Below are 13,027 nucleotides of genomic sequence, written 5' to 3' on the forward strand. Positions count from 1 at the left end.
AGGGTCATGACGGACAGAAATGGCTGAGAAAGCTAAAAAATGTCCGTCATAGAAGGATGAAATGCATAATTGTTAAGAAAGAAAGGTAGCAGGGCTTTATATCGAAGTTAGTGATATTTTGTCCATTGTTTACTACCTGTTGATTTTAAGTGCTTACTCAGGATCCTTCTAATACGTTTGTTTGAATCAATTATTGCACACCATTCATGAACCTCTGTTGATGTAATTGCTCGTTCCGGAAAAAGCAATCTAAACTCCTCCACCGTCCTCATTACTGCTGTTTCTACTAATTCTTTGCTCCCACATTCCCTACAAACTAAATACTTATGATTAACCTCTAACGAATATGATTCACACTCACTACAAGTGATGCCTTTCTTGAGTTCATCATAATTATACTTAGGCAGTTTATCGAATGAGGTGTCAATCCGATGGAGGGAGACTAGTTTGGTTGCAAGTTTTTTATGGTTGCTGGATACTTCTCCTGGCTGGTTATTGAGATTATCGAGGAGTCGTTTGATCTGGGTGGGGAATATAAATGGGAGATCTGGATCTGCGTGATACAGGGTAAACTGGGGGTTAACAAAAACGACTGAACCTTGTATTTTAAAATTGTAGCCTAGTTGATTTAATAGTTTCTTAAACAGCAGCTTAGTTCGGTTGAGTTGATCGAGTGGATTCTTGACTGTTACTCCAGTAGTTGTTGAGGTTAAACCTTCTTGTTTATATAGGTAATCCCCCTGGTTCGTCTTTATTTCAAATAGATATAATGTGCCGGCGAATATAATTAAAGTATCGATTTGGAAGGTTGTTTTTTCTACTTCGAGCAGTAGATCGTTCAGGATCAGACAGCTGCTTGTCAGTTTTTCCGTCATGGCATCGAATTGCAATTCGCCTTTATATCCCTTATCGAGGTATGAAAAATACCTTTTTTCCTCATCTGATAATTCAAGCCTTTTATTCAAGATTCTAAGCTTTGACAAAATAATAGGTTCCGTTCGTTCCTTAAAAGCCACAAGCATCTTCCTTCCGATTTTAGTCTACTTAATCATACTATTTTACCGAAATGAAAATATTGAATCTTTTGTGAATTTAGATGAGCCTGCTTGAATACAATGATAAAACCACTTGATTCAGTCAGGAGGAGTAGAAATGTCATTGAAGGTTTATGCGATTTTACTTAAAACTGCGGGCATTGCCGTTTTCCTTGTTCCAATGTTCATGAAGGGTATGGGATATATTGCGACCATTTCTCCAACGCTAATGTTTAGTTTGATCGGAATAGGAGTCGTTTTATTGATAGTCGGCAATGTGTTAGAAGCAAAGGCGATGCGGAACGGCGAATATTTTAGACGGAGAAGATTTAGGAAATGAGGAACGAGTTTCAGCATCTGAAACTCGTTATTTTTTTAACGAAAGAATGAACCAAACAAGTAGGTAGAGATACCCTGCAATGGTGAAAATCGCCCAAAGTGCGCCTTGCTTCAATTCCCTCGCTAGAAATTCGAATTCACTCATCTCCAAAGGCCTGTTGATACTATTCATCAGACTGACCATAGGCACCGAAATAATGACGAGGATCGCAATCATGGCCAGCGGAACTTGTTTTTTCTTAATGACACTATAAATAGCCCTTACAAAAATAATCATTAACAACAAATATAAGATAATCCAAATTACAACTTCAATCATAAAAATAACCTCCCTAAGGAATTCTATCATTTTTTTATCTCGGATGCCTGTTAGAATGTGGTAAAATTGCTTCAGAGGTGAGCAATTTGGTAGTAATCAATATTTGGTTAATCGTCATCCTGGCTATTACGTTTCTTATGGCAATTGGGGCTTGGTATAATACAAGAATCATCATAAAAGATTTGGCCGTATTAAAAGCGCAAATGGGGATTAAAGATGAAAAACCTCCTTCAGTTTTTGACAATGATCTCGATAAAGAATAATTAACAGGGTGGAAGACAGTGACGAGAATACATATTATTGGCGGACCCGGAAGCGGAAAATCTTACATAGCAGGAAAACTTTCAAAAATGCTTGGACTGCCTAAGCATGAATTGGACAACTTTTTTTGGGATCATGAGTCCGAGTATTTCGGTTCACAAACCCCTCCAGTAAAAAGGGCGGAAAAGCTGAATAAGGTGATAGGTCAGGAAAAGTGGATCATTGAAGGGGTGTACCATAGCTGGCTGGAAGAGAGTTTCCGCCAGTCAGATTATATTTTCATTCTAAAGACGAATGTCTATGTGCGTGACTGGAGAATTGTAAAGAGGTTCGTCCTCAGAAAGGTTAGACTGGTTTCTTCTCCACGAAAAGAGAATGTGAAGACGCTGACCGACTTGCTAAAATGGAACCATCAGTATGATGGGAACAATCTGGTAGAAGCTATCAAGCTGATGAAGCCGTACAAAGACAAGGTCATTATTCTCACTAAAAATGATGATGTATTCAAGCTTTTTAAAAAGCGGAAGAAGTCAGTGGGCAAGTAATGAAAAAAACTGCCTTATCACAAGGCAGTTTTAGAACAAGCTCTCATATGGTGCGGTGCTTATTTGCTTTTCAGCAAGCCGCTTTCGTAAAAATTTATGGTCACGCTTTGGTGTGGCGAGGATATAGCCACGGATGACAAGTTCCTGAGTGATCTTGTCTGCCTTTTCATTCAGCGCAATCTCACCAATTTTGCCTGCAATCTTGTGTCTCGCCACATCCCTGAACAATTCAGGAACTGGACTAACTAAATCCTCAAGCAAAGCCTTCTGCTCATCTGGCCACAAATGCCGCGTTTGATTCACATAATACTCTTCCCAGTCCATATCTGATTTCCCGTCGTTCTTAGGCAGCTTTTTCAAAAACTTGCGAAACATAAAATATCCACCGATCGCGAACAAACCAACCAATACAACGACCCAAAACATCATAAACCACAAAAACCAACCTTCAAGCTGATACATAACCCTTCACCCACGCATTTCTAATATCTTTCCTTATTATAGTACCAGCCCTTAAGGTAAGACAAGTCTTGTGACAATTTGAGTAACTCTCTTGTAAAATAGCCATCTTCTAAGTATAATAGACATTGTTCTTCAAAATGGGGCTGAATGGGGTACTGGTGTCCCCCACGGTCTTCAAAACCGCTTGTGACCTGCGTGCCAGGTTAGCTGGGTTCGATTCCCAGGCGGTCCCGCCAACCCAATGAAATCAAGGCTTTTTACTACCATACATAGAGCAGGAGATCGATAGAAATCGGTCTCTTTTTATTATGTGGTGCCATTGTAGCTGAAAAATGTCGACTCTTCACTTTATACCATGAGATCTATTTTCCTCTCTTTTAAATTGTTAATATAATTCTTTCTACAGCTAAAATATTTTCACCTTCGTTATATACATTGGCCAATTCGAAAGGTTACGAAGGTATAAATATTGCATGCCTTCTCACTTATTATCATGCAATCCTATAAGCTAAAGTTAAAGATATTACCAGTATATCCTTGAGCACCTTATTAAAGGCAAATCGAATGCAGTCGATGAATTTATCCCGGCTCTTTTTATGATTCGGAGAGTATAATTAATTAATCATGTGCAGAAAAAGTAGGGTTGTACTCTGAGTTTAGGATATAAAAAAAGAGGTTGCTTACCCAAAGGTTTGCAATCTCTTTTTGCAATAATTAAAGCTGCCAGAATTTTAAATCTGTCACAATGATTTACATTAATCGAACCAATTATCAATTTTTTCTTTTATCTTATTTGTTTTAATTTGTATTAACCTGTGTAACTTTCCTAACTCAATTTGAAAAGATAAACTAACCTCAGCCTGGTCAGAAAAGGTAGTAGGATAATTAAAAAAAGAGTCAGTAAAAGTTAGGAAGTAAATGTCATCATAATAATATTGATCTTCTTCATAATATACTTTTTTTTCTAGTTTCCCAACCACTACAACTTCACCCTGTTTGTTTTTACTGTAAAAAGGGTCTTTAATAGTTGTATAATTTGTGGAACGGTCTACCAGTTTCATTTGCTTATCTTTTAGAACTCTTTGCCATTTAACTTTGTCAGTATTTGTAGCATTTACTAATTTTTCCACGAATTCATTTAAGTCTAAATTTTCGTATACACTCACTTTGTCATCACCTCTAAATAATTTTCTTTTTCATCAAAATCACTTTCCAGCTTTTGAACTAATTCATAGATTAAAAATCCAATTTCTTCATCATAGTTTGTAAAATCAATAAAAGAGAGAAAACTTTTACTAGATGATCTTTTTAAAGTCTTCTTGAGTTTTTTTATTTTGACTTTTGTATCTTTGGATAATGCCTCGTTATATAAGCTTAAACTAATAATAGTCTCTTGAATACTCCAGATATCTATTACACGTTCTTCCTTAACCATCTTGTAGGATATACTTAAACTTTTAAGGATTGAACTCTTAGTTTTTTTATACTTTTCTTGAATGTGTCCCTTCATTAGGTTTTGTTTAATTTTATTAGCTGTCTTACTTATGTATATAGCAAAAATCAAACTAGCTATGCCAAATATGGTGCCAAGAAGTGTTAAGTAAAAACCGGCAACTGAATAAAAAACCATAATATCTTCAAATCCCAACATATTAATACCGCCATTTGAATAACTTTTTATTCCATTATAAATTATTTTAAAATATACCGGAAGACATTAATAAAGGGAGAATATAACTTTAACAATTTAGTGTTAAGATAAAAGGCTGCTGCGCAGCTGAATCAAGGTATAAAAGCTATTTATTTAATAATCAATAAACCGGATTACTTCCCGCATAAAGCAAATTGTAAAGAAGGAATTGGGAATATCGATTAATATACTTTCGCTGTACTTCCTTCCTTTTAATAGTAAGAATATCTGCTTTCATGAAATAGATATTTTCCTCTTTGCTGTAGCTATAGAAGGAGATTATGTTTGGCGAAGTAAATAGATTTGTCTTCGAAAATCATTTCGAATATGGTATGATTTTCCTGAATTATCAATTGAATTTTAATTTGAAAAGTGTTTTACTTATAAACACTTTAAATGAAAAGAGGATTTGAAATGACTTGTGAACACGAAATTTATTCTTCCGATTCCCCGGTACTAAATCACTCGCAAGATCAATTTAATAGATACCCATTTGCCAAACGGGTTGCAAGCGTAATATCTAAGAGGAAAGACCCTAGTAGTATTGTAATTGGAATTTATGGTGCATGGGGAGAAGGGAAAACTTCTGTTTTTAATTTTATAGATGGTGAACTTAATAAAGAAGAACATGTTGTGTGTATACGATTTAACCCGTGGCGTTACGGTGAGGAAGAGCAAATGCTAATAAACTTCTTTAATGAAATGGCCGCTTCAATAGATCGAACTATTGAAACAGGAAGTGAGAAGATAGGAGTATTTATAAACAAATTTGTAAAGCCAGCAGCTACCATCGTCGGTAAAGGGGATGTGGCAGAAGGAGTATCTTCTTTATTTACAAACGCAGATATAGAAAAACTAAGGGGAAGAATTGAAGCAGTTTTAGAAGAAGAAAAGAAGCGTGTTGTTATCTTAATAGATGATATAGATAGACTTGAAAAAAACGAAATTCACGCTGTCTTTAGATTAGTAAAGCTTACAGCAGATTTTAAATATACTGCGTATGTTTTAGCTTTTGATAAGGAAATGGTGTCATCAGCTCTTCAAGAAAGATATGGGGGAGGAAATCAAAATGCAGGAAAAGCATTTTTAGAGAAGATAATTCAAGTGCCTCTACAATTGCCAGCAATTGATAGTAACGATTTGCGAACTTTTTGCTTAAGGGGAGTAGATACTGCCCTGGAATTGGCTGAGATTAAATTGACTGAGGAACAGGTTCAATTATTTGTAAACAATTTTACCAGTATCGAAAAACAGCTAAAAACTCCCAGACAAGCAATGCTTTATTCAAATATACTTACTTTCTCTTTACCAATTCTTAAAGGAGAGGTTAGTCCAGTTGATTTAATGCTTATAGAAGGTCTTAGGGTGTTTTCGCCTGAGGTATATGAACTAATTAGAAATAATAAAGAAATATTCATCAATGAACCTTTATTTGGATATAGAAAAAGCGACGAAGAGGCACAAAGAAGAAAGCAAAAAATTGAAACAGTACTTAATGGATTCTCCTTGGAAATTGCAGAGGAAATTAAAAAGGTGTTATTGTTTCTTTTCCCAAGGCTAAACAATATATTTGGAAATACTCACTATGGAGCTGATTGGGAAAAATCTTGGAATAAAAATCAACGGATTTGTACAAATCAGTACTTCCAAAGATATTTTACCTACTCAATCCCTAGAAGGGATATATCAGACCAAGTAATAAGAGATTTAATGAGGTATACAGAAGATCTGAAATCTGAAGAGCTTGCTAAGGAATTAGATACTAAAATAACCCCTGATAATGTTGATATTCTCATTTTGAAAATTAGAAGCGAAGTTAGAACTTTAACAAAAGAACAAGCAGGTAATTTAGCCATAGCTGTTTCAAAGCTTGGTCATAAGTTCCCTAATCCTGTCACATTTCTTTCGGCTAATACATTTGTACAAGGGGCAATGTTAATTACTGACTGTATAGAATCAATTGATGGAAAAGAAGAACAAATTAATTTAGCAATAAAAATATGCAAAATAGGTGAACCTTTAAATTTTGCGGTGGAATGTTTTAGATGGCTAAGAAGAGACACAGAAAAACATCCCAATCCAAAAGGTTTCTCAGATCAGGAAATAGAGGTCATAGGTAAAGAGCTAGCTGGGCGGATATCAGAAGAATTTGAAGATAAAAGTCTGCTATTTGACGGAGATATTTCAATGAAATTCCCTCAAATATTCTATATTTGGAATAAGTTTGGAGAGCCAAGTCAACAGAGTGAATTTCTAAGAAAGCTATTAGAGGAAAATTCGAATTTCGCTCAGGATTTATTAGAGAGTTACTTAGGTACAACTTGGGGGTCAGATGGAATTCCAAAGAAGTCTAATTTTGAAAGAAGTGAGTATGAATCTATTATACAAGTGATTGACCCTGAATTTTTAGTATCAGCAATAAAAAAAGTTTATGGAGAATTACCAATAGAGAAAGATTACCCTGATTTTATTGATGTTCCGTTTAAAGAAAAGCTAGTTAAACAGTTTTTATGGATACATCATTTCGTAATAAATGAGGTAGAGAGAAAAAATATTTAAAAAATTATTTGATATTGTTAATCATTCAATAGAAATAGTTACTTGATTTTAAAATATATCTTGAGGTGTAAAAATGAAAAAAAATGAGAATAAAGCTTTACTGCCAACTGAGAATCTAAACAGTGCAATAAATTCCTCATTGCTATCTATGTCAACTGGTATAGCAATGATGCAATTCGATCAAAGTTTAAAAAATCTAACGTCTCTTCCAACTGAGAATCTAAACCGTGTAATGGAATCCTCATTGCTATCTATGTCAACAGGTTTAGCAATGAAGCAATTCGATCAAAGTTTAAAAAAACTAACGGCTTTTCCAACTGAGAATCTAAACAGTGTAATAAATTCCTCATTGCTATCTATGTCAACTGGTATAGTAATGAAGCAATTCGATCAAAGCTTAAAAAAACTAACGGCTCTTCCAACTAAGAATTTAAACCGTCTATTGAATTCCTCATTGCTATCTATGTCAACTGGTATAGCAATGAAGCAATTCGATCAAAGCTTAAAAAATCTGACGTCTCTTCCAACTGAGAATTTAAACAGTGTAATAAATTCCTCATTGCTATCTATGTCAACTGGTATAGCAATGAAAGAATTCAATCAAAGCTTAAAAAAATCTAACGTCTCTTCCAACTGAGAATTTAAACAGTGTTTTGAATTCTTCATTGTTATCTATGTCGTCTGGTAAAGCGATGAAACAGCTCAATCAAAGCTTAAAAAATCTAGGAGCACTGTCAACTGAGAATTTAAACAGTGTATTACATAGGTCTCTTGGAGAAGTTAACATACCAAATGATTTTATTGATAATTTAATAGGTCTTTCTACAATAGATATTTCTATAGGAAATATTTATTCTGATGATATCAATGATGTTATCGAACAAGAAGATACTGATCAACTTTATCAAGAAAATAATAGAGATAGTATATATGACTGGGTTAACAATTTGTGTGAAAAGATAATTAATTTTCCTACTAAACTAAAACAACAGCATCCAGCATTGTATATTTTATATTATATATTCGGTATTATTATAGTTTGGAATATCGTTATATTACCTATATTACAGGATTCAGTTAAAAATCAAGTTTTCAATGAGATACAGATAGATCAACAAAACCCAAAAAATAGCGTTAAAGAGTTAAAGAAATCTTTATCACAAAAGTTAGATTATGAATATAAAACCTTTAATGCTGTCCGGGTTACAACTAGACCAACTGTTGTGTATCGTTCTAATAAAAGAAAAAGTGGTTCTATTGATTTAATATCATCTAATAAACCTGTAATAATTTTAAATAAGAAAAAGAATTGGTCTTTAGTTCTATATACTAACTATAATAATGAAGAAGTAACAGGATGGGTTTTTACAGGTAATTTAGCAAAATAGTATATCCAATGGACAATTTAATAGGCAGTGACAGGGGAGTACAGACTCATATGTTGCCCAAAGGGGCTTATTACGGTGATGATAATAGAAATATTGGTGTCATACTTGGTGCCCAATGTTTACAAAACATAAGAAAGTATTAGATAGCAATTAACTTCAATTCCGCTTTAGTGCAGTATAGTATTTTGTTGTCGAGGTGAACACCACTACATAAAATGATTTGTCAATATTCCCAACACACGTGTGTTGGGAATATTATAACCCGAACTGTCATCACAGGAGGTATGCTAATCCGCAATCTCAATTCATGAAATGGATATAAATATTTTCTGGTTGGAGGTGGTGCCAAGCTTGGTGCTCATATTTTTAAAATTAGAATCATTTGGAAACATGAGAAAGCAAAAACCTTGATTTATCGAAACTTAGAGACACATCAAGGTACCAGAAAAACAAATGCTAGCAAAATTCAAAACCGCTTGTGACCTGCGTGCCAGGTCAGGTGGGTTCGATTCCCACGCAGTCCCGCCAACATACATAAATTAGTAACCGCTCAGCATGCTGGGCGGTTTTTTTGTGTATAGAAATGTTGATCCAGTGTAACTTGGTAATATGAGGTGCCTTTTTCTATTTAGGAGCATAAGGTACGTCCCTGTGCTTCTGTGCTTCTGCTTTAGATAGTACTTAAAAACACGGCAGAAATTATATTTCGAATAACGAAATTTTTTTATTGAATTAAAAGGAGATTGTCTTACTTTGTCGAAATAGGTAATTTACAAGAAATTTTTATTACATAAGGAGGATTCTTTCATGCAGTTTAACGATTATCCATATACGAGACCGAATATTGAAGAGGTGGAGGGGAACTTTAATCAATTACTAGAGAGGTTCCAATCTGCTGAGTCCTTTGAGGTTCAGGACGGAGTAATGAAAGAGATCAATGAGTTACGCTCTGAGTTTGAAAGCATGAGGCAGATTGTACAAATTCGTCAGACGGTTGATACAACGGATGAGTATTATAAGAAAGAAAAGGATTTTTTCAATGAAGTAGGACCGGCCTACAAGGGTCTAATTACAAAATATTACGAGGCACTTACAGGTTCTACATTCCGCTCTCAGTTAGAAGGAAAGTGGGGTAAACAATTATTCTTATTAGCTGACAGTCAATTAAAGACGTTCTCTCCTGATGTGTTGAAAGACATGCAGGAAGAAAACAAACTAGTTAGTGAGTATGTTGATTTACTTGCTTCAGCTAAAATCCCGTTTGATGGGGAAGTAAAAAATCTTGCACAGTTAGTTCCTTATCAGCAATCACCTGACCGTACCGTTAGGAAGGAATCAAATGAAGCGAAGTACAACTTTTTCGTTGAGCATGCCGATCAATTAGATGATTTATACGACAAGCTTGTAAAAGTACGTACTAATATTGCTAAGAAGCTAGGATTCTCTTCTTTTACAGAGTTAGCCTATGCTCGGCTTTCTCGTACTGATTATGATGCTGAAATGGTAGCAAAGTTCCGTGACCAAGTGAAAGAGTACATCGTTCCTTTAGCTACGAAACTAAAACAAAGACAGCAGGAACGTATTGGTGTCGATACATTTAAATATTACGATGACAGCTTCAGCTTTAAGACAGGAAATCCTGATCCTAAAGGAGATGCGGAGTGGATTGTACATCAAGCGAAGAAAATGTACGAGGAAATGTCTTCTGAAACGAATGAGTTCTACACTTATATGGTAGAAAACAACCTAATGGACCTATTAAGTAAAGCAGGTAAGGCTGGAGGTGGATACTGCACCTATATTAGCAAACATAAGTCACCATACATTTTCGCAAACTTTAATGGAACAAAAGGCGATGTTCGTGTATTAAAGCATGAAGTAGGACATGCGTTTCAAGTATTTGAAAGTCGTGTTTTTGAAGTACCTGAGTACGGGTTCCCTACACTAGAAGCTTGTGAAATCCACTCGATGAGTATGGAATTCTTTGCTTGGCCTTGGATGAATCTTTTCTTCGAGGAAGATACGGATAAGTACAAGTTCTCTCATTTAAGTGAAGCGGTCTTGTTCATTCCTTATGGTGTAGCAGTCGATGAATTCCAGCATTTTGTGTATGCCAACCCAGAAGCAACTCCAACTGAGCGCAAGCAAGCTTGGAGAGAAATCGAGAAGAAGTACCTGCCACATCGCAATTATGAAGGAAATGACTTCCTGGAAAACGGTGGTTTCTGGCAACAGCAGGGACATATTTACAAGGTTCCATTCTATTATATTGATTACACACTAGCTCAAATTTGTGCGTTGCAATTCTGGAAACGTACGCAGGAAAATACAGAGGATGCGTGGAAAGATTACCTGCACCTATGTAAGCAAGGTGGAAGCCAATCATTCACAGAGCTTGTCAAAGAAGCAAACTTAATATCTCCATTTGAAGATGGTTGTGTGAAATCTGTGATTGATGAGATTGAAGCTTATTTGAATACAGTTGATGATAAGGCTCTTTAATGCAGATGCTAGCAAACTTTAAAACCGCTTGTGACCTGCGTGCCAGGTCAAGTGGGTTCAATTCCCACGCAGTTCCGCCAAGTTAAGATTTTCAATCATTTACATTACTTCTCACCTACAACCTACACAGTTTTTATATTCGTTTTGAACGACACTGTGTGTTTTCAGAGCCTTCAAATTATTATATTTGGAGGTTTTTGTATGCGTAAAAGTGTGAGAAAACATTGAAGAGTTGTAACAACGAGTACGGTCACTTAAAGCTTTGAGTGGTTTATGTTTAACAGTCTGAGGGTTTAGTAACTCATACAACTAGGGAATACTTGATACTCTTTAAATGGCTACTGGATTATCTGAAGTGTCGTGGAGATTAACATTTATGCCGTAAGAATTTAAATAAAAAGACGAACAGTACAAATCCTGTTCGTCTAAAAGGAAAATGTAAGTTGTAATCACCCTAGATTTTAGAATTATGATTTCTGCCTGTCTTTGCAACTTTCATGGTTTCTTTAATATATTCCGCTGATTGATGTAGCCATTCAAGTTCTTGTGAGTCGAGAGTAATTTCTAATTGTTTTTCTACTCCATTCCTCCCGATAATACATGGAATACTTAATGCAACATCTCCATCATATCCATATTGTCCGTGTAATGATGTGGACACCGGATAAACACTGCGTTCATCCAGCATAACCGCCTTTGCTAGTGTAACAGCAGCTTGGGCTACACCTGCATTTGTCCACCCTTTCCCATTTAAAACATCAAAGGCTGCCTTTACAACTTGTTTTTTCAAACCGTCCCTACTTAAAGGTTCTTTTCCTTGAAAAACTAGGTCCAATTCTTTTTCACCAAATCCTTGCACACTTAAGCGACTTAATACTGGGAAAGCTGTGTGTCCGTGTTCGCCCATCATATAACCTGTTACACTTTTTGGATCGATATCATAATTAGTAGCAATTATTTTACGGAGACGTGCAGAATCAAGCATAGTGCCGGTTCCGAATATGCGACCCTTCGTATAGTCGAATTCATTTTCTGCTATGTACACCATGGTATCTAACGGATTTGTTATTAGAATAATGATTGCATCTTTCGTATAGTTAGTAATTCCAGTCATAACTTCACGAATTACCTCTGAATTGACAACAGCTAATTGTGCCCTGTCCGGCATAGCATCTTCATCACTCTTTATCATACTGGGACCAGCAGCACAGATAATCACATCAGCATTAGCACATTCGGAATAATCTCCAGCATGTACCGTTGTATTTGACATATATGTTAGAGCAGTTGCATGTTCTTGATCAAGAGCTTCGCCGTAAGCAACATCCTTATCTATGTCAATGACAGCTATTTCCGCAAAAAGTCCTAATTTCATGGCATCTGCCAGAACATAAGAACCAACATGGCCTACTCCTACAATCACTAACTTATTTCTTTTCATGGTTTCCCCCCCTAATCAATTGATATCTATACTTTAACATAATTTAGAAAATACTGAATATTTTTAATTATTTTTTTGACCCGTTGCTAGAAGCTGTAAAAAGGGTCTTGTCAGGGAAGATGAAATTTATGGGTTTTGTTTGAATATGTCGCTCTTTTCAGTAGGAAATAGGATTACGAATCGACATTCTTGTAAATCAAGAATGAAATTCGTAATGGTTGAGCGAAAACCGTATCAGAATTAATAAGAAATCTGATTTGGTAGGCTTAAGAATTTTGATTTAACGGAATTTTGTTCCTGAGCATTAGGGTACTGATGTCTTCCACCGTTTTCACAATCCGCTTGTGACCTGCGTGCCAGGTCAGGTGGGTTCGATGCCCACGCAGTCCCGCCATATATACATAGTCAACCATACAGGTGATTTTCACTTGTGCGGTTTTTGGTATCTACCATAAAATCAGTCTAGGTTTGTAAGTAGCAACTAACT

The 13,027-nt window shown here is 35.6% G+C and carries 13 protein-coding genes and 1 tRNA gene; 8 read left to right on the forward strand and 6 right to left on the reverse strand.

Annotated features, from left to right (window positions below; genetic code table 11):
* Positions 1-107: 107 nt before the first annotated feature.
* The gene (locus TY49_RS13320) at positions 108-1,016 is read right to left on the reverse strand and encodes a nuclease-related domain-containing protein (protein ID WP_041966409.1); all 909 of its coding nucleotides are present in this window, start codon (positions 1,014-1,016) and stop codon (positions 108-110) included.
* 136 nt (positions 1,017-1,152) lie between these two features.
* Between TY49_RS13320 and TY49_RS13325 the strand changes: the two genes are divergently transcribed.
* Complete coding sequence (locus tag TY49_RS13325) at positions 1,153-1,374, forward strand: hypothetical protein (protein WP_041966410.1); 222 nt, start codon at positions 1,153-1,155, stop codon at positions 1,372-1,374.
* Between the two features lie 27 nt (positions 1,375-1,401).
* On the opposite strand, the gene TY49_RS13330 is transcribed toward TY49_RS13325, so the two are convergent.
* Positions 1,402-1,692 (reverse strand): hypothetical protein, encoded by a 291-nt coding sequence (locus TY49_RS13330; RefSeq protein ID WP_041966411.1) that lies wholly within the window; start codon positions 1,690-1,692, stop codon positions 1,402-1,404.
* Positions 1,693-1,778: 86 nt separating this feature from the next.
* On the opposite strand from TY49_RS13330, the gene TY49_RS24685 reads away from it, so the two are divergent.
* Both TY49_RS24685 and TY49_RS13335 read left to right on the forward strand, forming a co-directional pair.
* Positions 1,779-1,955 carry a hypothetical protein gene (locus tag TY49_RS24685; RefSeq protein ID WP_156972683.1) on the forward strand — a complete coding sequence of 59 codons (177 nt, stop codon included), beginning with the start codon at positions 1,779-1,781 and terminating at the stop codon, positions 1,953-1,955.
* An 18-nt stretch (positions 1,956-1,973) separates the two neighbouring features.
* On the forward strand, positions 1,974-2,498 hold the full coding sequence (locus TY49_RS13335) for a P-loop NTPase family protein (RefSeq protein ID WP_041966412.1): 525 nt from the start codon (positions 1,974-1,976) through the stop codon (positions 2,496-2,498).
* A 30-nt stretch (positions 2,499-2,528) separates the two neighbouring features.
* Here TY49_RS13335 and TY49_RS13340 read toward each other — a convergent pair whose 3' ends face one another.
* A complete protein-coding gene (locus TY49_RS13340) occupies positions 2,529-2,960 on the reverse strand; it encodes a DUF2621 domain-containing protein (protein WP_041966413.1) in 432 nt (143 codons plus the stop codon).
* Positions 2,961-3,099: 139 nt separating this feature from the next.
* Here TY49_RS13340 and TY49_RS24690 point away from each other — a divergent pair.
* Positions 3,100-3,196, forward strand: a tRNA-Sec gene (locus TY49_RS24690).
* A 519-nt stretch (positions 3,197-3,715) separates the two neighbouring features.
* Here TY49_RS24690 and TY49_RS13345 read toward each other — a convergent pair.
* Together TY49_RS13345 and TY49_RS13350 are read right to left on the reverse strand one after the other, a co-directional pair.
* Positions 3,716-4,126, reverse strand: coding sequence for a hypothetical protein (locus TY49_RS13345; RefSeq protein WP_041966414.1), 411 nt, complete (start codon positions 4,124-4,126; stop codon positions 3,716-3,718).
* Entirely contained in the window at positions 4,123-4,611 is a 489-nt protein-coding gene (locus TY49_RS13350) for a hypothetical protein (protein ID WP_041966415.1), read from the reverse strand. Before TY49_RS13350 ends, TY49_RS13345 begins: the two co-directional genes overlap by 4 nt.
* Positions 4,612-5,064: 453 nt before the next feature.
* Here TY49_RS13350 and TY49_RS13355 point away from each other — a divergent pair, with 453 nt between their 5' ends.
* The 4 genes from TY49_RS13355 to TY49_RS13370 all read left to right on the forward strand — a co-directional run bounded on the left by TY49_RS13355 (position 5,065) and on the right by TY49_RS13370 (position 11,099).
* Positions 5,065-7,209, forward strand: a complete 2,145-nt coding sequence (locus TY49_RS13355) for a KAP family P-loop NTPase fold protein (protein ID WP_041966416.1) — start codon at positions 5,065-5,067, stop codon at positions 7,207-7,209.
* Between the two features lie 73 nt (positions 7,210-7,282).
* Positions 7,283-7,846, forward strand: a complete 564-nt coding sequence (locus TY49_RS13360) for a hypothetical protein (RefSeq protein ID WP_041966417.1) — start codon at positions 7,283-7,285, stop codon at positions 7,844-7,846.
* Between the two features lie 55 nt (positions 7,847-7,901).
* The gene (locus tag TY49_RS13365) at positions 7,902-8,597 is read left to right on the forward strand and encodes a hypothetical protein (RefSeq protein ID WP_052442188.1); all 696 of its coding nucleotides are present in this window, start codon (positions 7,902-7,904) and stop codon (positions 8,595-8,597) included.
* Positions 8,598-9,404: 807 nt separating this feature from the next.
* Complete coding sequence (locus tag TY49_RS13370; protein WP_041966418.1) at positions 9,405-11,099, forward strand: M3 family oligoendopeptidase; 1,695 nt, start codon at positions 9,405-9,407, stop codon at positions 11,097-11,099.
* A gap of 454 nt (positions 11,100-11,553) precedes the next feature.
* Here the strand turns inward: TY49_RS13370 and TY49_RS13375 are convergent, their stop codons facing one another.
* A complete protein-coding gene (locus tag TY49_RS13375) occupies positions 11,554-12,540 on the reverse strand; it encodes an L-lactate dehydrogenase (protein WP_041966419.1) in 987 nt (328 codons plus the stop codon).
* Between the last annotated feature and the right edge of the window lie 487 nt (positions 12,541-13,027).

Source organism: Mesobacillus selenatarsenatis SF-1 (assembly GCF_000813125.1).
GTDB lineage: Bacteria > Bacillota > Bacilli > Bacillales > Cytobacillaceae > Mesobacillus > Mesobacillus selenatarsenatis.